General features: G+C 28.6%; 18 protein-coding genes and 1 pseudogene. 14 read left to right on the top strand and 5 right to left on the bottom strand.

Annotated elements, in window-relative coordinates; all coding sequences use genetic code 11:
* Positions 1–343 precede the first annotated feature (343 nt).
* Genes Spiro2_RS06055 through Spiro2_RS06040 form a run of 4 tightly spaced genes read left to right on the top strand, consistent with a single transcriptional unit; the run spans position 344 to position 4,696 of the window.
* On the top strand, positions 344–2,185 hold the full coding sequence (locus Spiro2_RS06055; RefSeq protein WP_338637712.1) for an AAA family ATPase: 1,842 nt from the start codon (positions 344–346) through the stop codon (positions 2,183–2,185).
* A complete protein-coding gene (locus tag Spiro2_RS06050; protein ID WP_338637711.1) occupies positions 2,182–3,432 on the top strand; it encodes an ATP-dependent helicase in 1,251 nt (416 codons plus the stop codon). Before Spiro2_RS06055 ends, Spiro2_RS06050 begins: the two co-directional genes overlap by 4 nt.
* Complete coding sequence (locus tag Spiro2_RS06045; RefSeq protein ID WP_338637710.1) at positions 3,374–4,084, top strand: 3'-5' exonuclease; 711 nt, start codon at positions 3,374–3,376, stop codon at positions 4,082–4,084. Before Spiro2_RS06050 ends, Spiro2_RS06045 begins: the two co-directional genes overlap by 59 nt.
* A gap of 15 nt (positions 4,085–4,099) precedes the next feature.
* Positions 4,100–4,696, top strand: a complete 597-nt coding sequence (locus Spiro2_RS06040) for a DUF3800 domain-containing protein (RefSeq protein WP_338637709.1) — start codon at positions 4,100–4,102, stop codon at positions 4,694–4,696.
* 231 nt (positions 4,697–4,927) lie between these two features.
* Here Spiro2_RS06040 and Spiro2_RS06035 read toward each other — a convergent pair whose 3' ends face one another.
* Positions 4,928–5,251, bottom strand: coding sequence for a hypothetical protein (locus Spiro2_RS06035; protein WP_338637708.1), 324 nt, complete (start codon positions 5,249–5,251; stop codon positions 4,928–4,930).
* A gap of 169 nt (positions 5,252–5,420) precedes the next feature.
* On the opposite strand from Spiro2_RS06035, the gene Spiro2_RS06030 reads away from it, so the two are divergent.
* The 8 genes from Spiro2_RS06030 to Spiro2_RS06000 all read left to right on the top strand — a co-directional run bounded on the left by Spiro2_RS06030 (position 5,421) and on the right by Spiro2_RS06000 (position 12,758).
* Positions 5,421–5,579, top strand: a complete 159-nt coding sequence (locus tag Spiro2_RS06030) for a hypothetical protein (RefSeq protein WP_338637707.1) — start codon at positions 5,421–5,423, stop codon at positions 5,577–5,579.
* Between the two features lie 572 nt (positions 5,580–6,151).
* Positions 6,152–6,361: a hypothetical protein gene (locus Spiro2_RS06025; protein WP_338637705.1), complete on the top strand. Its 210-nt coding sequence runs from the start codon at positions 6,152–6,154 to the stop codon at positions 6,359–6,361.
* A 45-nt stretch (positions 6,362–6,406) separates the two neighbouring features.
* Positions 6,407–7,231 carry a hypothetical protein gene (locus Spiro2_RS06020; protein ID WP_338637704.1) on the top strand — a complete coding sequence of 275 codons (825 nt, stop codon included), beginning with the start codon at positions 6,407–6,409 and terminating at the stop codon, positions 7,229–7,231.
* Between the two features lie 238 nt (positions 7,232–7,469).
* Positions 7,470–8,366, top strand: a complete 897-nt coding sequence (locus Spiro2_RS06015; protein ID WP_338637703.1) for a hypothetical protein — start codon at positions 7,470–7,472, stop codon at positions 8,364–8,366.
* Between the two features lie 599 nt (positions 8,367–8,965).
* Entirely contained in the window at positions 8,966–9,604 is a 639-nt protein-coding gene (locus Spiro2_RS06010) for a hypothetical protein (RefSeq protein ID WP_338637702.1), read from the top strand.
* A gap of 160 nt (positions 9,605–9,764) precedes the next feature.
* Complete coding sequence (locus tag Spiro2_RS06005; protein WP_338637701.1) at positions 9,765–10,919, top strand: hypothetical protein; 1,155 nt, start codon at positions 9,765–9,767, stop codon at positions 10,917–10,919.
* 54 nt (positions 10,920–10,973) lie between these two features.
* Positions 10,974–11,306, top strand: a complete 333-nt coding sequence (locus Spiro2_RS12745; protein WP_422398031.1) for a group II intron maturase-specific domain-containing protein — start codon at positions 10,974–10,976, stop codon at positions 11,304–11,306.
* A 420-nt stretch (positions 11,307–11,726) separates the two neighbouring features.
* Positions 11,727–12,758 (top strand): serine hydrolase domain-containing protein, encoded by a 1,032-nt coding sequence (locus Spiro2_RS06000; RefSeq protein WP_338637700.1) that lies wholly within the window; start codon positions 11,727–11,729, stop codon positions 12,756–12,758.
* Between the two features lie 207 nt (positions 12,759–12,965).
* Here Spiro2_RS06000 and Spiro2_RS05995 read toward each other — a convergent pair whose 3' ends face one another.
* Positions 12,966–14,774 (bottom strand): hypothetical protein, encoded by a 1,809-nt coding sequence (locus Spiro2_RS05995; protein WP_338637699.1) that lies wholly within the window; start codon positions 14,772–14,774, stop codon positions 12,966–12,968.
* A gap of 353 nt (positions 14,775–15,127) precedes the next feature.
* Here Spiro2_RS05995 and Spiro2_RS05990 point away from each other — a divergent pair, with 353 nt between their 5' ends.
* On the top strand, positions 15,128–15,862 hold the full coding sequence (locus tag Spiro2_RS05990) for a hypothetical protein (protein ID WP_338637698.1): 735 nt from the start codon (positions 15,128–15,130) through the stop codon (positions 15,860–15,862).
* A 312-nt stretch (positions 15,863–16,174) separates the two neighbouring features.
* A complete protein-coding gene (locus tag Spiro2_RS05985) occupies positions 16,175–16,558 on the top strand; it encodes a VOC family protein (RefSeq protein WP_338637697.1) in 384 nt (127 codons plus the stop codon).
* Positions 16,559–16,724: 166 nt separating this feature from the next.
* On the opposite strand, the gene map is transcribed toward Spiro2_RS05985, so the two are convergent.
* From map to Spiro2_RS05970, 3 genes and pseudogenes are all read right to left on the bottom strand, one after another.
* A complete protein-coding gene (gene map, locus Spiro2_RS05980) occupies positions 16,725–17,489 on the bottom strand; it encodes a type I methionyl aminopeptidase (RefSeq protein ID WP_338637696.1) in 765 nt (254 codons plus the stop codon).
* 35 nt (positions 17,490–17,524) lie between these two features.
* Positions 17,525–19,087: an APC family permease gene (locus Spiro2_RS05975; protein ID WP_338637695.1), complete on the bottom strand. Its 1,563-nt coding sequence runs from the start codon at positions 19,085–19,087 to the stop codon at positions 17,525–17,527.
* A gap of 376 nt (positions 19,088–19,463) precedes the next feature.
* Positions 19,464–20,733: pseudogene (locus Spiro2_RS05970) on the bottom strand (aminoacyl--tRNA ligase-related protein).
* Positions 20,734–20,774 lie beyond the last annotated feature (41 nt).

The following is a 20,774-nucleotide window of genomic DNA, read 5'->3' as shown; positions in this document are numbered from 1 at the left end:
TTAAAATTAAAGAGTTGTGAAAGAATAATCTCAAAATTCAATTCGAGTTCTTACCTTACTTGACAAATACGAACTTTGCAAGATAAAGTTAAAAAAGTCTGCATTTTCTTATTCTTTAGGAGTAGTTTGCTTAAATGTTGAAAAGGTATAAATACACTCTACTATCTTCTATTTTAGAGTAATTCTATTAAAATTTAAATGAATATGTATCATATATTTATCAAAAATAAGTTAAAATGATTTCTTGGTTAATCTAAATGGAGAATAATTGCTTTAAAATGAAAAGAATAAATATTTTTAACAAATTAAAATTTATAATTATTTTACTAAAGAAATGAAATTTATGAGCATATTAATCGATACAATTAGAATTGCTGGTTTCCGAGGAATTAAAAATCTAGAAATATCCTTATCTAATGTAACAATTCTAATTGGAGCTAATAATTCCGGTAAAACCTCTATACTAAAAGCATTACATTTAGCACTAGGTGACTATTTTCGATATTTATCTGAAGAAGATTTTCATATCAATTTAGATGAAAATAGAGTTCAAGAAATAATTGTTGATGTTAAGATTATTCCAGTTGATAATAATAAAAATCGAACTCAGTTATTTAATGACAATTGGGCCATGGAATTTAGTGATAACATACAAACAGAATTAAATGGTGATCAATTTTTTGCAATTAGAACAAAAGTGGCATCAAATATAATAAATAAAGGTAGTTTTGATTGCAAAAGAACTACATTAAAAAAATGGCCCTCATTAAATGAATGGTTAACAGAAAAAAATATTGAATCTAAAATATCAAATAGAATTGAAAATATTAAATTTATATCTATTGATGCTCAACGTGATATTCATACAGAACTTAAAGAAAAAAATTCATTTGTAGGAAGAGTATTATCTCAAATTAAATATAATCAAGAAGAAGTTAATAAATTAGAATCACTTATTCAAAATATTAATCATGAAGCTGTAAGTAAAAGTCATGATCTTAATAGTTTGAAAACAAATTTAGAAAAATTAAATCAATCATTTCATGGTTCTGGTAATGCTGAAATTACACCATTTCCTAAGAAAGTTAGAGATCTTTCAAAGCATTTCTCAATACATTTTGGTGAAAACCCAAATAATACATTTTCTATGGAGTATCATGGAATGGGTACAAGAAGCTGGGCTTCCATTCTTACAGTCAAATCATTTACTGATTTAATGGTTGAAAAAAATGCTGAAGAATCTAAAGCATTTTTTCCAATTATTGCGGCTGAGGAACCTGAAGCTCATTTACATCCCAATGCTCAAAAAACTCTTTATCGTCAACTTGTTGAATCTGAAGGTCAGATAATTGTTAGTACTCATTCTCCTTATTTAGCTGCAATAGCTAGTCAATCCGAGTTAAGATATCTTAAAAAATCTTCTGATAATATAGTGGCTTTATTTCTAAGCTCAGAGCTTGATACAGAAAGCAAAAGAAAAATTCAAAGAGAAGTTATTTATTCCAGAGGAGAAATTCTTTTTGCACGGGCATTGATTTTATGTGAAGGCGAGACAGAAGCTCAGGCTCTTCCTACTCTTTTTCATAAGTATTTTGGAAAAGAATCTTTCGAAATGGGTATAAATTTTATTGGAGTTGGCGGTTCCGGAAATAAATACTTTCCCTTTTTATCTTTTGCTAAAGATTTTTCAATTCCTGTATATATTTTTAGTGATGGTGAAAAAAAAACTAGGGATGATCTAAAAAAAGTTTACGATAAAGTTTATGGTAGTACTGATGAGGAAATTAAGAATTATCCAAACATAACTACTCTTGATGGAACAGATTTTGAAGGATATTTAATTTCAACAAATTATAGAGAAATCATTGAATTAACTATAAAAGAATTAGATGGTTCAGGTGCTATTGATAATTGGATTTCTAAAAAAAATGGAACATCTAAGGGCAGATTCAAAACAAATGAACCAGTTTGCAGAACTTGTAATCAAGATATTTATAATGATAAAATTAGAGATTATACATCCAATCCAACATTTTATAATAATGCTTTAATAGATATTTTAAATGATAATAAAACCAAATATGCACCAGAAATAGCTAAAAGAATTGTTGAATTAGAGATTGAGAAATTTCCTCCAAAGATAATTGAATTTTTCGATAAAATTAAAAATGGGGTATTGAAATGACTACATTATCAATTGCACAAAAAGAAATTGTTCATGCTCCAATTGGTGTTTCTCTGCAAGTATTAGCAGCTGCTGGATCAGGTAAAACTAGAGTATTAACTGAACGAATTAGCCATATTTTTCAAACTAAAATTAAAGAAGGCATTATTGCACTCACTTTTACTAATAAAGCAGCTGAAGAAATGCTTCTTCGACTAAATAATTTTGAAGGGATTGAAGATTGTTGTTGGATTTCTACTGTTCATGGAGTAGCTCAGCGTATCTTAAATCAATATGGACATACAATTGGTTTACCATCAGAATTGCACATTTATGATAGAGAACAAGATTGCAAAACTGTTTTTTTGCAATCTTTACGTAATAGAGGAATCAATATTGATGAATTTTTAAATGTGCATGATAAAAAAACCAAGAAAGAGCGAGAACAAATAATTCAAAGATATATGGAACAATTTTCTATTATAAAAAGGGAATTATTAAATGAAAATGAGATTAAAGAGAAATATATAAACAGCAAAAATTTTTGGCAAATATTTGTAGCTTATCAAGAAGCATTACTGGAAAGCGGTGGAATAGATTTTGACGATATTTTAGTTTATTCTCATCGAATTCTTCTTGAACAACCATGGTGTGGAAAAATATATCGAACTAATTATAAACATATTTGTGTTGATGAAGCTCAAGATCTCAATAAAGCTCAATATGAATTTATAAAAGCTTTATGTAGTGACGAAATAACAAGTCTTATGATGGTAGGAGATCCCAATCAAATGATTTTTGGTTTCAATGGTTCCTCAAATGATTTTTTTTGTACTCAATTTGTAAATGACTTTAATCCATTGAAATTTAGATTAAATGAAAATTATAGAAGCTCAAAAGCCGTTATACACTTATCTAATAAGCTGAAGCCAGGATCTCAAATCGAATCCGATTTTGCCTTAGATGGTAAAAGATTTTTTCAAAATTTAAAAGATGAAGACTCTGAGGCATCTTGGATTATTGATAAAATTAAAGAATTACTTCAGATTAAAAATGATCCCGAAATTGAGGGGGATATAACTTTAAATAATATAGTTATAATTGGAAGAAACAAATTTGTTTTTAAGAAACTTGAAGAGTGTCTTAAAAACAACAAAATAGCTTATTCGCTAAAAAAAGGAGAGAGACAAGTAGAACCATCTTCTTTATTTGGAAAAATACTCGATTCTTGCTATTCGTCTCAGATTAAATTTAAAAGATTGGGTTGATGGTAAAAAATTATGTTCGGTTTTAAAAATAAATCCTCCAGACACTTGGGGAAATGAAAATATACTTCAAGAGCTCGTTCCTAAGATAATTCATCAAAATATTTTATTTCCTGAATTGCAAATAATGCTTTTAAATTTGATTCATAAATTGGATTTAAATGACCCAAATATAACTAAATTCTGTATTGAAATTGAAAATAAAATAAAAGAACTAGTTGCCAAAAATTCTCAAAATTCTTCTTTATTAAATGAACTTGACATTTCCTTAAATGAACTTAATGAATTTAAAACAAATTGGATTATTTTTAAGAAAAAAGGCCTAGGAATATCTCTTAGTGCTTTTCGTAATGCAATGGCACTTGGTCAAATAAATGAGGATTATAAATCAAATGGATTAACTTTAAGTACTGTTCATACAATGAAAGGATTAGAAAAAGATATCGTATTTCTTATAGGAATGTGCGAAGGAGTTTTTCCTGATTATCGAGCTCGCAATAAGAAAGAAATCGATGAAGAAAGAAACAGTGCCTTTGTTGCTATTACAAGATCAAGAAGATGGATTTATATTACTTATCCAGAAACAAGAATAATGCCTTGGGGAGACGTAAAACCCCAAACCCAGTCACGTTTTATCACAGAAATGCTTTCATAATCCTATCAAACAGAAATGACGTCTGGTTGCAGCGTCCAGCTCAAACGGCCATCAAAAAGTGAATCACGTCAAAATTCTATGTCGCATTTAAATGCTGATCAAAAAGAAGAACTTAGGGCGGGGCTTTATAAGATCATTTCAAAATACAAATCTATTAAAATTATAGCTGTAGTTGTTGATATTAAAAAAGTATATGAGTTAAGTTATGTATTCACACAAAACGATCTCTACTGGTACGCTTACAAACAAATGACCGAACGTTTTCAATATTACTTGCAAGATCTTTCAAGAATTATAGGCGGAAAAATAAATGATATCATTATATGTGATCACCGCATGCCAAAAGATGATGATCAACTGAGACATTTGCATCAAAATCTACTTCAATCAAATAAACCAAGCTCTGCGTTTTATCAAAATTTAATTGAAGGAGTTTTTATGGCTCCTTCGCATTTAAGCGTCGGAATACAGTTTGCAGATCTTGTAACAGGAGCTGTGTATAGAAAAATTTCAAGAAATGACAATAGATTTTTTGAGCAAATTGAAAATTCTTTTAGAAAAAGGCCTGATGGAAAAATTGAAGGATATGGCTTTATCAAATTGCCAAAATAAGAAACGGCGCCGTGTTGGTTTACCATATCTGCAAGTATCGACGCAGTCACAGCGTATATTAATAATATCACACTTGCTACGATTTTCAACATAAATATAATAAGAATTTTTCCATTTTATTTCAAATTGTTAATTGATTTTTTCGCAGAATAGAGATGAAAGATAAAGAGTATAAAAGAAGAAAAAAATTTTAATTTCGAGAATATTGAAAAAATATTGCTCGTTTCATCATTATTTAAATTCGCAAGTAAAGCCAAAGAAATATTTATTAAATGTTGTTGTAATAGTTTTATTATAATTACAAAATTCTGTTTGACGCGATATCGCAGTATCATACTGAACTTTTTCAAAAACTTCCGCTTCTTGATAAACTCTGAAATCTAATATGTAGCCCGATTTGCATTCATTTTTTACTTTTTCAACAGATCTATAAATATCATTTGGGTGTTTTCCATTTCTACCATTATCTTTAACATATGCAAAACATTTTTTTTCGTTTTGAGGATAAGAAAAATCTGGAAAAACGAATAAAAGTAACAATATAAATTTAATCATTTAAAAATCTCCCATTCTATTTATTAATTATTTTAAATTTTTATGAAAATATTTCAATTTTTTGCTGAATCAGAATGAAATAAATTATCAAAAAAATGACAGACTCAAAACCTTGTTCTATTCAAGCTAAGCAGCAAACTTCGGAAGATGGGAATATTTGGAGGAATTTATGAGGCGAATAGTTACCGTTTCTTTGTTACTTGTGTTTCTTCTTTCTTCAGTAGCAAGAAGTGAAGAGAAAAATTCGGAGTTCAAGTGGACTTTGATAATCATCGATCAAGTGACTACAGAAAAGAGAATATTTAACCCAGATGAAAATGTTACGTAGACTATACCCAAAGGCATTATTCTAAAGACACTGAAAAACAGCATATCAAATTGTAGTTTTATTTCCGCGGAAGATCTTTCAAACGCAGTATACATTAGTAAGAAAAAAATTCTTATATGCGAAAATAGTAAACGAAATATCTCATTTGCGACATCTATTGTTTGTCTGTATAATCGCGACAAAAGTATTCCTCCTTATCTAGGTTTTTCTCAATTATTGTTATTTGAATCAAATAGATCTCATCGAATAAGTTTAATAATTAAGTGTGATAAAATGTAAAATTATATAAAAAATCTGTTATATTATCTTGTTCCTTTTAGATTCTACTTTAGAAAAATGCTTCTACCTGTTGACAACATACAAGAGGTTTTAATATTATTCACTGAAATTTGGGAGCAATTCTGTAGGGGAAGTTGTAACAACAATTGATCAACTTATTAACCCAGGATCTCATTTTATAGAGAGCAAAGAAAATATCAAAATCAAAGATAGACAAGACTTACATACTAAAGTCATGATTACAATGTTTACCCTATGAACGAGAGCTTAACTCTCTTCGTACAAAAGAGGCTTTGGCATCTCTCAAAGCAGAAGGAATTAAATTAGGGAGACCTAAAGGAAGTTTTGGAAGATCAAAACTTGATGGAAAAGAAATTGAAATAAAGAAACTATTAAGCCTTAACGTATCAAAAACTTCAATATCTAAAATCTTAGAAGTGGATCTTTCAACTTTAAAAAATTATATTGAAAGAAGAAATTTGAATATAAAATTAAACCAGTAATTAATTATTTATAAGATTATCATAATCTAGAGAGTGTTATTCAAAATGCGTTTTAATATTCCTGACCATTTATATAAATATAGACCACTTAACTCTAAGATTTGTCTTGATAGATTAAAAGATATAATTTTAAATAAAAAATTATACTTTCCAGAATTTACTGAATTTAACGATCCTTTTGAATTTGAGCATAATTTAACTTTTAATTCACAAAATAAATTTGATAAGATTAAATTTATTGATAATGCTATTAATTGTAATCCATTATTTGGTTTTCTTGTAAATTGCAAAAATAATAAAGATAAAATTAACGGTTTTGAAAATTATATTAAACAACATGATTTATTAAAGTCTTTTACCCAAGTTTATCATCATGAGGCAAAAAAAATCGGAGTATGTTGTTTTTCTGGAACTAATGATAATATAAATTTATGGTCAAACTATAGCTATTGCCACAAAGGAATTTGCTTAAAATATAAAGTAGGTAATAAAAATAAAATTATTAAAGTTGAGTATACTTCAAATCCAGAAGTGTCATTTTATGACATACCAACTATTCATGACTATTATAGAGAAATGAGTAGGTTTAAGTATAATAAGTTTTGGGATCATGAAGATGAATATAGAATACTAAATAATAAAGGTAATCATGATTTAAATGATTTAGGATTACAACTTGATTCTATATTTTTGGGTATTAACTTTTATAATAACCCTATTGCAAAAGATTTTACTATAGTATTAAAAAATATCTTAAAAAACAATAACATAAAAATATTCAAAGCTAATAAAGATAGGTTTAATCAATACGGTATTAAATTTAATGAATTAGATATAAGAAATATTGAATTAATTCTGAACACAAAATAAAATATTTGTTAATTTTTTTTAACATAAAATTAATCGGAGCTAGAATACAAAAATCATTATTTTTAAATAAATAATAGCTTTCTTTATCGTTCTGCTTAAAAATTATCTTTGTAAATTGTGCGTATCTTGAGAAATAGCGTTCGGTTGCAACTACCAGCTCAAAAAACTGACTAAAGTGATGGCTGGGAATTTATAGTTGATTGCATTTATGCCGAAATATCTGATTATTGGAGGGCAGATGACAGGACGTAATCTAGTATTGTTTTTTTTTATAATATTTTTGAATGGATGTGTAACAATTCATCTTGAGCGTGCTCGTTCTAAAAAAGTTGAGTTAGGTATGAATGAAGAGCAGGTTCACAGTATACTGGGTCGACCACATCATGTTCTTAGATGGGGTAATGAGGTTTTGTATTCTTGGCAAGATGTAGTAGTTGTTTTTGAAAATGAAAAAGTGGTTAATAAAGCATCATTTGAACTAAACAAAAGATTTCAGATTCAAGTAGAAGGATTTGTTGGTAATATACCAGTTAAAAAATTAACAACAATAGAGCCTTCTGTGGAGGGAATAACTAAAGATAGTTTAGAATTCTTGCCAGTAAAGAATCTTGTAGTAAAAATTTTAAAAGAAAATGGCTATAAAGTAACTGAAGATAAAAAGAAAATTGATACTGTTGTTTTTGTTAATTTTGGAGTGAGTGCGCCAAAAACAAAAACATGGAGTGAACCAGTATATGATTATGTGATTCGACAACCTCAGCAATCTACAACAACTCATAAGGTTTATAATTATTATGGTCAAAACTTAGGGGAGATAAAATCACAAACCACATCTGGTAACCCTTTACCAGAGTTAGTATATCGTGGTGAAAGAATTAATTCTATCGATATTACAACTTATGTAAGACATTTAATTTTAGAAGCAATTGACTATAAGCATTTTTTGAAAACTAAAAATATTAAACCATTTTGGAAAGTTTCAGTTATTAGTGAGGGTGGATCTAACGATTTAAGGAAAATATTACCTTATTTGGCTGTAATTGCTCGACAGATTGTAGAAAAAGATACTTATAGAAAACTGAATGGTTTTATTTTTGAGGGTGATCCAAGAGCAAAGTACCTAAATGAAAATTAATAACGAATAGTTACTAGTTTGGTTGCAGCGTCCAGCTCAAAAAGCCTACTCTGCTAGGGAGTGTTCTCAAATAATGAAGTAGACTTGGTTTTTGGCATGCTTCTCACAAAATTATGGGCTTGGAGGTAATACTGAATCTATCAAGAAATTTCATGTTGAAGCAATAAAATACTGGCGCAAAACGTTATCAAATAGAAGTCAAAATAGGAAAGAATGAATCAATATCTTAAAATATTTCAAATCCCATTTCCAAAGCTTAAAATACCATTTATTAAAATGGCAGATTATGTCTTGCTATAATTAATTTATTGAAGAGCCCGTTGCAGGAAATCTGCACGCCGGGTTCTGTGAGGCTAAGGAGAGTTTAATAATTCTCCTTATTACTCGACATGCTAAATAGACCCATTGATTGATTTATATATTTAATAATCCCTTTTAATTTAATATATACTTTGAAAAAAAGAAAAAAAATCCAACAAATTTAGTGTATAATGTTGTCAAAATTTTCTCATAAAGAATTTACTATAAAAAGTCGAAAAATATTTTTTAAGCAATTAGTATTTATTAAAATACTCATTTAGAAAAAAGGTATTAATAGTATGAAAAAAAATATTTTTTTTTCAATTTTAGCATTTTTTATTTCACTAGCAGTATTAATAGTAATTTCAATTATAAATGGAATTATTATTAATGAAAAATATCCTGTATTTTTACCAGATTTAATTTTAAATTTTGATTACTGGGATTCAGGTTCTGTTTATGCAACTGGAACTTGGATTATAGAAAATCTAGAAAATGATAAACCTGCAATACCTGATCAAATATCTAAAATTATTTGCAATAGAAAGTCACAATTTTGTGAAATTGTGACAGCGAGTATTTACAAACAGCTATTGAATGTTGACAATGAGAAAATGAGTATTGTAAAATGGGATGACACAGAGTTAATTTATGGTAGTAGTTATTTGTGTGTTCGATATGTTTATTCAATTAATCGTCTAACTGAAAAAGTGACAGGAAGTCGCATTAAAAGAAAAGATATTCAAGATTCGATGTGCAATATTGTGGAAGAAAAAACTTTGAATCTTAAATTAGTAAATGGAAGTGAACTCATAAGAGAAGCTAGAAAAAATCATAGTTTATCAAATTTTTCAATGCTTTTGTATCCAGCTTTAATATTTATATTTTTACTTTATTTAATATGGAAAAAAATCATTTTTAATAAAATTAAATTATAATATTAGGTAATAAAGTATTATATATTAAAAAATGCCAGTTAATAGTTGAAAAAATAGGATTAACGAAAAGTAAAGTGGTGGCTCAAATTTTGATGAAGGGATTGGGTATAAAGTGAAATACCTTAATATAAACTAGAGTCATAATTAATGGAGGTTATTAATGAGATTTTGTTTTTTTATAATTTTAATATTTATAAATAATTATTCATATTCATCTCAATGGATTTGTAAAGAGGAAGTATTAAAAATAATTGAAGATACATACGAATTGTGCGGAATTGGGGAAGGAAGCTATCGAGATACTGCAATAATAAATTCATTAAAAAATATATTTGAAAGATTTGATTTGGTTTGCAACAATTCTTATGGTTGTAAAGAAAATCATAAAGAAATTGAAATATTACCAAGTCATTGCGAAAGCAATAGTGAAGATAAAATTATTTGTTATAGATATGTTTATATTACTGTTAATAAATTAAATTTTTTTGAAAAGTTTTTTAATAAATTTTTTAATCAAAATAATACTGAATATTTAATAAATAATCAAGATTACGAAGAATTTAAAACACATACCGCACCAAAATTAGAAAATCTTAGAAAAGGAAGCGAAAAAATATATATTAATGAAAAAGATGTTGTAGTAAAAGATGTTTTAGTAAAAGATGTTGTAGCAAAAGGGTTTGATAATATTGTAAAAATTTTAGATATTAAAACAAAAAAACCTGTTTCAGGTATAATAATTAATCTATATCAAAATGGTTCTATAGCAGAAATAGCATCTTCAAAGAATGGTTTTCTTGATGGTTTTACTCGTTTTTACCATCAAAATGGAAAAATTAAAAGTGAATTATTTTATAAAAAAGGCATTGTGTATGGTATGGCAAGGCTTTTTTATGAAGATGGATTAAGACAGTGTATTACAGATTTGAATAACAGAAAAAAATGTTATTATAATAGTGGTGAATTAGAGACTGAATATCTAATTAAAAATAAGACTATTGATGGAGATTATAAGCGTTATAACAAATATGAAAGATTAATAGAGAGAGGTCAATATTGTAGTGATGAGCGTTGTGGTATATTTCAGACATTTTATGATTCAGGAAAATTAAAACAAGAATTAGAATATATTAAAGGAAAAAAACAAGGTGAATCTAATATTTATTTAGAAAACGGTAAATTTTGTGCAACTTTTATTTATAAAAATGGCATACTTATTTCTGGAAAAGCTAGTACTGGTAGAAAACTACATTACAGAGAGCTATACGATTCACAAGAGTCCATCGACTTACTACAGAAAGTGAATTGCCGTTAATTAGGTAAGCGGTAAGGATCTGCGCGCCGCGAGGCGCGCAGATCCTTACCCGCAATCAGCAAAAAGTCAGCTTTTAATATCCGTGAAGTAATACGTCATTGGAAATTAAAGCACTGGACTCAATCTGACATTCGAGAAATTGCTGAAAAGTTAAACCCTGTAATCAGTGGGTGGTTAAATTATTATTGTGCGCATTATGGTTCCAAAGCACTGCAAATCATAGCGAAAGCAGTGAATTCTCATCTCATCAAATGGGCAAAAAGGAAATTTAAGAAAAATAGAGACAGTTATAATAAGTCTTGTGAAATGATTAAGAGATTGCACCAGCAGTATCCGAATCTATTTATTCATTGGGCACGTTGTAAAACCATAATCTATAATAGCTGAATAATGGGAGCCGTATGAGCTGAGAGGCTCACGTACGGTTCTGCAAGAGGCTGGGGGTGAAATTCCCCTGGTCTACTTACTCCGCCTTTTTTCCGTTTCAGCGGCTCGGTACCCCTGCATAACCAAAATTTTTACGGGTAAATTTCATATAAAATATAAATAAATTTTAAAAAAATAGGAAATTATTAATTATTTTAATATTTTCCTTTAATTATAAAAAAATTATTCTATGATAATTTTTTTATTCATAATTTTTTGAAAGGAAACTCAAAATATGCTTCAATTAATTAAAAATTTAAAATATATATCATTATTACTATTTGTTTTTATTTCATTTTCATTTACAAACTCTCCTAATAAAAAAACAGTACTCTTAACAAAATTCCAATTAATAATAAAGAGGTAAATATTTCAAATGCAATGAAGCATTATAAAGTACCAGCAATTAGTATTAGTGTAATTGAAAATAATAAAATAGATTGGTTATACTCCTATGGGTATATATCAGAAAATAATAAAACTAAAATTAATGAAGAAACTCTTTTTCAATTTGGTTCAATATCAAAAGCAGTTACAGCGTTGGCGGTTGTTAAATTAGTTGATAATGGAATATTAGAACTAGATAAAGATGTTAGTTCTTCTTTAAAAGGTTGGAAAATCGAGAAACCTGTACAGTTTAAAAATCCAGAGATAACTCTTTCTTCTTTGCTAAGTATGACTTCTGGAATTGGTATAAGTGGCTTTTATGGTTATTCACCTAATGAGAAGCTTCCTACACTGATTGAAATATTAAATGGACAGAGTCCAGCGAATAATCTTCCTGTTAAATTGGAAGTGCCAACATCTGAAAAATATAGCTATTCAGGTGGTGGTTATCAAATAGTAGAGCTGCTTATTGAAAGCGTCACAGATAAATCCTTTCAATCTGTTGTGAATGAAGAAATATTTAAACCTTTAAATCTTAAGAATAGTTTTTTTCAAGCTCCTTTAAATAGTGATTTATCAATAAATGCTGTTCACTCTTATAATGAAGAAGGGAAACCATTTTCTTATCCATGGAGAGTCGTGCCTGAGTTTGCTTCAGCTGGATTATGGAGCACTCCAGCTGATATCTCGCAAATATTAATTGAAATTATGAAAGCATATCAAAATAAAAAAAGTTTATTTTCAAATCTCAATATTAAAAAAGCGTTGACCAAACAAAAAAATACGCAATATGGACTTGGTTTTGTTATATCTGGAACTAATGAAAAGCTTCGAATTGCAAAATTAGGACAAAATGCTGGATATCAAGGCTGGATCGTTGCTTATCCAGCTAAAGGCCAAGGAGCTGTAATTATAACTAACTCAGATAATGGCCGTGAACTTGCCCAAGATATTATTAGTTCAATCGCGAAAAATTACGATTGGCCGTCAGATGAAAAATTAGCTGATGCCTGGATGCTTAAATAACCACTTTTTTTAGACAACTTTACATGTTTCGCAGTAAGATGCCGCGCCTTTCTTTTTAGGCGATTAAAATCTCAATTCATTGATGATGCTCTTAGTGAACCTTATTCAGGTGATGAAATTCGACAATCCCTAGAAATCTATTCTCGATTAGCCATTCACAAAGCTCAAACAGTTTATGCAGATAAAATTAAAAAAATTATTGTATAATTAAATAGGATTATACTCCAACATATTTTCCAATTTTATAACTGTAATTGTATCATTGTACGAAGTTCCATCAATAAACTTAAAAATAGGAATATGATTTGGATCTTGAGCTGTTGCAACTTCATCAAAGAGAACAACTCCAATTCTCTTCATTTTACTACTAGACGTAACAGATAATAGATCTCGTTTGTCATCATAAATTGCTAGTACGTTTTCGCACCAAATTTCTGGTTCATGTTGCCCAGCTTCATATTCAAAACCAGGATACTTTGAAAAATAACTCCATACCTTAATGCCAGAAACGGAGGGATTATAGTTTACTTTACATACCCCAGTACCTTGCATATAGTGATGATTGATTTTAATAAGATAATCACCAGCAATACCTAATTCAAAAGGATTGGCTCCAAATTCTAAATCAACAACTGGAACATTGTTGTCTATATTTATTGGTAAGAATAAATATTTTGTAGTTAAATTCTTAATTCCTACTAAGATAATAGTTTTTAATGCATAAACTTTTTTGAGATATTTTTGATTGAATTTTTCATGCTCTCCTTTGATATTTTGAACAAACTCTGGACATTTTTCATTCACGCTTGCATTAAAACAACCGGCAATAGCATTTGAATTCAAATCCAATAATTTATCATAGTTGCTTATTAATAAATTTATATCACCTATAAAATCTACAGGTATTCCTTGAAAAATTTCTGGTTGAGCTCGTAAATATGAAATGTATTTTGACAAATATTGTTTATTTTCTAAGTCTGTTTGAACTCTCTTTATTAGGTAATTGATATGTTCTCTTATTTGAGGTGAAAGATTCACCAAATCATAGCCAATTCCATATGTGCTATAACTTTCTGCAACAGGGTTGTAATAATAAATAGCATCTGGATTTTTGATATCTAACCCTTTTTGAAATTCATCTTGCGCATACTCAATAATTCCATCTATAATTTTGCTACAAGATTGAATATCATCTTTACCACATTTGCTAACAGCAAAAGAACCTTCAATGGGTTGACCAAAAATTTGCGCAAGTTTTGAGGGGTCGCCACCATTTTGCAGCGCTTTTACGCTCAGAGTTGCAGACATCTCACTTGTGCTTAAGGTTTTTTTAAATGCCGCGGTAATGCTCGCAATTCCTTTTATACCGCCTTTAAATTGCGCATCAAATTCTGTTTTATCTTTTGCGGAACCAAATTCTATGCTAACAGTTGTAATTAAAACAGCCCCTGCTTTGCTACTGCGGATAAATGCATCTCCACAAACTTCGGTAAACCTTCCATTTGCTAAAGCACCACGCCCAATGTTGTTGAGTAAATCATTTCCGTATAAATCAGGAATTTCATATTTAGCATTGGCAGAGAAGGTTTGCACATATGAAAAATTTTCACTGTATCTTGAATTGCTCACTTCTTTTAAATAATTTGCATTGGCAGTTGCTGAAAAAATTCCATAAGATACTTCGGCTCCTGCCGACACATTCAATACAGATTCAAGCTCTTTTGTGCTCACAGCTCTTGTAAAATTAATTTGACCGGATAAATTTTCAAAAGTGATTGTTCCTTTTTCTTTGCTATTTTTAAAACAATTGTTCTCTCTTGGCATTCCAAATACTTTAATAATTCCATTCCCTGGCGTTGAATTTTCGGAAACAGTTGAGCTCATTGGTTCTGGGGTTTCTATTGTTGGTGTTGTTTCTATTGAAATTAAATTTTTTTGATCTACTGGATTATTATTTAAATACGAAGAGTAATTAAATAAGTTGAAAAAAATAAATAAATACAAACTATCAATCATTAAAACTTCCTTTCATTATTATTGATAAAATAATATTTTTCATAATATAATTATAAAAACTCAACTTTTCAATTTTTTGCAATTAAAACTACCAAAAGAATAAATGACGCATAACCTGGAGTCAAGAAAAAAGAACAGGTTAAAAAGGTACCAAATTGAGATTACAAAATTATTTTTAATTATTTAAAGACATGGTTTCTGCCGACACCTCGCTTACTATTTCATATCCTAGAACTAATTTTTATGTTTCATCAAATTGGTCTATTGCTATTAAAAAATATCTAAATTTTTGTTATTAACGTATCGGTTATTAAAAATATTTTTAAAGTACCATTATTAAGGAGTTTGTCATTATGACTTTTCAAGGAAAATTATCTTTTAAAAATAAAAATATTCTTATTAAATTTGAAAATTGCTCATGTTATTATTGTTTAAAAACTTTTAAAACAGCAGAAATCGATGAATACATTGATGATGAAAGCACTGCCCTATGTCCTTATTGTGGAGTTGATAGTGTTGTCTGCTTTGAAGATGGTTCTTTGCCTTCAATTGAAGTATTAAAAGAATGGCATCAATTCTCTTTCTCAAGTACAGGAGTCAGTTTTAACGAAATTAAAAAAAATAAGGACCGCGTAAAAAGATTAACATTATTAGATAATGCAAAAATATATACATTAAAAAACAGTAAAAAATTATTCTTTTTTATTAAAAATATTCTAATAAATACAGCGGATACAGGAGAAATCCAGGGCTGTATTTTATTTGACATTGAAAATCAAAAACAATTGGTTTATGAAAAAAAATTGTTTTCTGATTTATTTTTAGAAATATCTTTAAAAGAGAAACAGGATTTTTATTCCAATTTAAGTGCTCGTTGGAACTATAGACTTGTGTATTCAACAAATGAATTGCGTTTAGCTATTCATGAATGTTATTATCCTAAAATAAGTTATACTTCTCTTCCTACTGAAGTTAGCGTTTCTATTAATGAAACTAATCCCGAAAAAATTAAAGATGATTTATTAATGCTAATAGAAAGAATGCAAAATGCATTTGCTCAGCCAGTTGTTTTTAATGAAGAAACTTGATTTAGTGGTATCTAACCGCCAGATTTTTATCACAAGATAACTTTATAAATAATTAACATTTTTTAATAAATTTCATTTTAAGATTATATTTTTTACGACTTATTTTTAATGTTCACTTAAAAAGTAGTAGTAGGATTTTTCAAAGAAAATTAATAGTACCTCCCAGCAGATATAGATTGTCGAGATCGATCAGAATTTTGATAAATTTAAAATTTTTCAAATTTAAATAAAAAATTGCTTTTTTTTGTTTTAATATTTTGTTTATTCAAAATTTTTTTGTTTGTAAGCAATCTAAAAAATCAAGGAGGATTTATGACTAGCGCCACAGCGATACCTATTAGCCCTAATTTACAATTGGTTTATGTTTCAGATATTGAACGTTCAACATATTTTTATAAAACAATATTTAAGAAAGATCCCGTATTCATTAGCCCACGCTATGTTGCTTTTTCTACTTCAGGTGAAGCGCTTTTTGCTATCTGGACTGGTGGTGATAAGCCCGATCGTCAAACTCCTCGCTATTGTGAAATTGGTATAATGCTTCCTACCGAACAAGATGTGGATAATCTCTATAATGAGTGGAAGATAAAACCTGATATTCATATAGTTAAGGAACTTTATACAGAAGGATTTGGTCGAACTTTTCTAATTAACGATCCAGACGGTCATATTATTCGCGTCTGCCCTATGGATTGAACAATTTATCTTAGTTAAGTTTCTGCATTAAATATATGCTAGTTAATTGTTAAAAAAGAGCTATTATGTGCTTAGTCTACTTTTGCTCTTAGATTTGGTTTTAGTTTTGACAAAAGAAATTGTATGCCTTTTTTTATTATTTTTGTGGCAATAATATTTTTAATATCTAAAAAAAACAATCAAAATTAGGTTTGGTTAATATAATAGGTTCGCGATCTGTAACAAAAATTGTATGCTCAAATTGTGCTGCTCTATAATTTTTATTAATAACTAAAGTCCAACCATCTTTATCTTCGTGCGCAAACTTTGCGCCAGTAGAAAGGAATGGTTCCACTGTAATAACCATTCCTTTTTTTAAAATTCTTTTATCTTTGGGATCAAAGTATGAAGCAATGTATTTCGGTTCTTCGTGAAGCGCTTTTCCAACACCATGACTTCCTAAGTTTTCGATTATATTATAATCATATTTTCTCGCAACTTTTTGAATAGATTTGCCTATTGCCGATAATTTTGCACCATCTTTTGCTGCAAATATTCCTGCATACATTGCTTCCATTGTTGCTGTACACAATTTTTCGTAACTCAATTTTGTAGGAGGTATCATAAACGATCCTCCTGTATCTGCAAAGTAGCCATCTAATTCAGCAGAAACATCAATATTAATCAAATCTCCAGCAGAAATTATTTCATTTGATGGAATTCCGTGCGCAATTTTGTGATTTAAAGAAATACAAGTATAACCAGGAAAACCATATGTGAGTTTTGGAGCAGAAACGGCACCGAATTTTTCTAAATAAGAACCACCAATTTTATCTAGCTCTAAAGTTGTCATGCCAATTTCTGCTTTCTTTTTCATATATGAAAGCGTATTTGCAACAATTTTACCAATTTTTTTGAGTTTTTCTAGGTCGGAAATTGTTTCAATTGTCATAAAAAGTCCTTAATTAAAAATTGCAATAAGTTATTTTACGTAAAATCTGCTTGCGCATCTTTCTTTGTAAAAATCTTTTTCTGAGAATGACTTAAAATCATTTTTCTGTAAAGCAAAAAAGACATTAATGAAAAAACAAAGAGACTACTAACTTCTAGGCTAAAACTAATATTTTTATTTATAAATTTAAAATAAGTCACATAGCCTAATAAACAAATATGAGAAGGTAAAAAAAGATGATAGATAGGATTAAATTTGATAGTTTTAAATTTTATATCCTTAATAATTGTGAAAGATAAAATTACAAAAAATATTATCATAACAATACGTATTGCTTCCCAACCGCACCAGACAAACATTAAGTTACAAAAGAAGAAACTTAAGAATGATGTTAATAAATACCTTTTCATTTTAAATGACGTATTATTAAAATTAGAAATTCTAAGATAAATTACATATAATGGCACATAAGACATAGTTAAGATAATAAGTCCACATAAAATAACAATCATATAACTCCAACTTGGAAAGAAATAAATAAAAAATAGACCAATAAAAAAGTTTATTGAATTTGAAAGGTATGGTGACCCAAATCGATTTCTTATAGATATAAACTTAGGTAATATTTTGTTATCTGAAATCTCTGCCAATACGCGAGATGCAGCTGTTTTGTACCCAAGTCCTGTACCAAATGGAGAAATAACAGCGTCAATATATAAAAAATAGCTAAAAGATACAAAACCAAATATACCTAACAAACCAGCAATTGGTCCCGAATCGCCTGCAAAACTCAATTGACTCCAACCATCATTTAAATAAGTATTAGGAACAGATAAATTAAAACTCAACTGAACCATAACATAAATAATTAGTGCAATAAAAATGGAACCAAATATAGCTCGTGGTATACTTTTTTGCGGATTTTCTGTTTCGTTAGCTAAAAAAATCACGGTTTGAAAACCTATAAAAGAAAAGGCAATACCACACGTTGAGATAGCGCTAAAAGTATTTTCTATCCCTTCGCTAAAAAAACCGGTAGATAAATTATTAAGTACATTACTAGGATTTTGAAACAAAACATAAATAAATATGCATGAAACTGCAACAGGTATTATAACTTTTACAAATGTAATTATTTTATTTACACGTCCAACTGTATTAGAGGAAAAAATATTAACCAAAAACATTATAAAAAGAAGAAAAAATGAAAGTAAGAATCCTAAATAAGAATAAGAAAATTCTTTTGAACTTTGATCTTTTATCCAAGGTAAATAATTTGAAGCATACTGAACTGTAGCTTGCACTTCTATAGGAGGAATTAGAGTTGTCCATATCCAAGTAAGAAGGCTAACTAAAATATTTCCATTTTTTCCAAAAGATCCTTTTGCAACTTGTGTTAAATTATTAAATTGTTTATTTAAAGACACTTCGGCGTAACAAAGTGCAATAATTGCCAACATGAAACCGCCAAGAATCCAAGAAATTACAGCTGAATTTCCCGCTGTTTTTGCTGTAAAATAAACCCCATATAACCAACCCGATCCAATAATCGATCCAAGTGATAAAAAAAACAAATTAACTGATGTAATTTTGCGCATTTATTTTCCTTTGCATATTTTTAAAATATAAAATTTATAAGATAAAATAATTGTTGAAAAAAGTTTATAAAAATAAATACTATTTGAGCGTTAAGTAATTAAGAAAAATTATAAAAATAAAGTAAGCATATAATCTCCTATAGAAGCTAAAATTATAAATATTATTTTTTTAAATATTTGTCAATATCATTTTTTAATTTTTCAATATTAATTTAAAAACAAAAAATTTTATTTTAAATAGATAACCAATAAAATTTTTGCAAAACAAAACATACAATTTAATAATAAAAAATAAAATTTAGATATCATATTAAGTAATAAATTTTAAAATTGGGGGTCTAAATATATTAGAAAAATCCAAAATCTTACATCAAGCCTAATAAGATTTTGCAAACCACACTTTTCGCGCTGTTGGTTTATGAGTATAAAAACACTTTCCAAGAGAAGTATTATCTGTATTTTTATCAAAAGGGATGCAGCGTGTGGTGACAGCTATTTTTTGTTTAATTTCTTCTTCTGCTTTTGGATTGTCGTCAAAGTATGCTAAATAAAAACCTGGTTTTACTTCAATATTTTTTTCTAACTCTTGAAATGACTGAATTTCAAAAGTCATTTCTGAATTTCTAAGTATTGCCCTATGATAAAGATTATTTTGAATTTCTGATAACTTATTGGGAACGATATTTAAAATATCTTCAAGCTTTACAACAGATTTATGCTCTTCTTCTCCTTTATTTTTATCGCGCCGAACAATAACACAAGTTTTTTGCTCTAGGTCTCTTGGTCCAATTTCAAGACGCAATGGAATTCCTTTTAATTCCCACTCTGCAAATTTAAAACCTGGAGTGTGGAATGATCTGTTATCAAAATGAAGAGAAAATGTTTTTTTCCATTCGGGAATTAAATTATTTAATAGATTTGATATTTTTAAAAACTCTTCTTCTGTTTTATAAATTGGAATAATAACTACTTGTGTTTCTGCAATGCGAGGAGGCACAACAAAGCCTTTATCATCAGAATGCGTCATAATAAGCGCGCCCATGAGCCTGGTTGACACACCCCACGACGTTGCATGAACGTATTCTAGCGTTCCTTTATCAGTTTGAAATTGGACATCAAACGCCCGAGAAAAATTTTGTCCCAAATGATGAGATGTGCCAAGCTGTAATGCTTTTCCATCTTGCATGATAGCTTCTATTGTATATGTATGCTTTGCTCCAGAAAATTTTTCGAGTTCAGTTTTTCTGCCAATAAATACTGGTATAGCTAAAATTTCTTCACAAAAATTTTTGTACAGCATAATCATTTGCATCGCTTCGTGTTCAGCTTCTTGATCTGTTGCATGCGCCGTATGACCCTCTTGCCATAAAAACTCTGTTGTTCTCAAGAACAAACGCGTTCTCATTTCCCATCTCACGACATTTGCCCATTGATTATATAAAAGCGGAAGATCGCGATAACTCTTAATCCATTTTTTATATTGCGACCAAATCATTGTTTCTGATGTGGGGAGAATATCCATTTGGTTTAATAATCATACATCCTTTTACAGGAGAATAATCAGCTAAGTCTGCTTTAGTGCATACCTCAATAAACCATTGTGAAAAATCTTCTTTACGCGATAAAGATATTCCTTTTTCATTCATTTGTAGTACCTCAAAAATTCATGAATATTTTTAGTAATAAG

Origin of the sequence: Spirobacillus cienkowskii (assembly GCF_037081835.1) — a bacterium.
GTDB lineage: Bacteria > Bdellovibrionota_B > Oligoflexia > Silvanigrellales > Silvanigrellaceae > Silvanigrella > Silvanigrella cienkowskii.
Note: the sequence above shows the minus strand (reverse complement) of the source record. Positions and strands in the feature narration are given on the sequence as shown.

What these genes read in the sequence shown, in the direction of transcription:
- Spiro2_RS06035 (WP_338637708.1), bottom strand. Translation starts at nt 5,251, where the DNA reads ATGATTAAATTTATATTGTTACTTTTATTCGTTTTTCCAGATTTTTCT.
- Spiro2_RS06005 (WP_338637701.1), top strand. Translation starts at nt 9,765, where the DNA reads ATGAGATTTTGTTTTTTTATAATTTTAATATTTATAAATAATTATTCA.
- Spiro2_RS06055 (WP_338637712.1), top strand. Translation starts at nt 344, where the DNA reads ATGAGCATATTAATCGATACAATTAGAATTGCTGGTTTCCGAGGAATT.
- Spiro2_RS06030 (WP_338637707.1), top strand. Translation starts at nt 5,421, where the DNA reads ATGAGGCGAATAGTTACCGTTTCTTTGTTACTTGTGTTTCTTCTTTCT.
- Spiro2_RS05985 (WP_338637697.1), top strand. Translation starts at nt 16,175, where the DNA reads ATGACTAGCGCCACAGCGATACCTATTAGCCCTAATTTACAATTGGTT.
- Spiro2_RS06015 (WP_338637703.1), top strand. Translation starts at nt 7,470, where the DNA reads ATGACAGGACGTAATCTAGTATTGTTTTTTTTTATAATATTTTTGAAT.
- Spiro2_RS06040 (WP_338637709.1), top strand. Translation starts at nt 4,100, where the DNA reads ATGACGTCTGGTTGCAGCGTCCAGCTCAAACGGCCATCAAAAAGTGAA.
- Spiro2_RS06050 (WP_338637711.1), top strand. Translation starts at nt 2,182, where the DNA reads ATGACTACATTATCAATTGCACAAAAAGAAATTGTTCATGCTCCAATT.
- Spiro2_RS06000 (WP_338637700.1), top strand. Translation starts at nt 11,727, where the DNA reads ATGAAGCATTATAAAGTACCAGCAATTAGTATTAGTGTAATTGAAAAT.
- map (WP_338637696.1), bottom strand. Translation starts at nt 17,489, where the DNA reads ATGACAATTGAAACAATTTCCGACCTAGAAAAACTCAAAAAAATTGGT.
- Spiro2_RS05975 (WP_338637695.1), bottom strand. Translation starts at nt 19,087, where the DNA reads ATGCGCAAAATTACATCAGTTAATTTGTTTTTTTTATCACTTGGATCG.
- Spiro2_RS05995 (WP_338637699.1), bottom strand. Translation starts at nt 14,774, where the DNA reads ATGATTGATAGTTTGTATTTATTTATTTTTTTCAACTTATTTAATTAC.
- Spiro2_RS06010 (WP_338637702.1), top strand. Translation starts at nt 8,966, where the DNA reads ATGAAAAAAAATATTTTTTTTTCAATTTTAGCATTTTTTATTTCACTA.
- Spiro2_RS06020 (WP_338637704.1), top strand. Translation starts at nt 6,407, where the DNA reads ATGCGTTTTAATATTCCTGACCATTTATATAAATATAGACCACTTAAC.
- Spiro2_RS05990 (WP_338637698.1), top strand. Translation starts at nt 15,128, where the DNA reads ATGACTTTTCAAGGAAAATTATCTTTTAAAAATAAAAATATTCTTATT.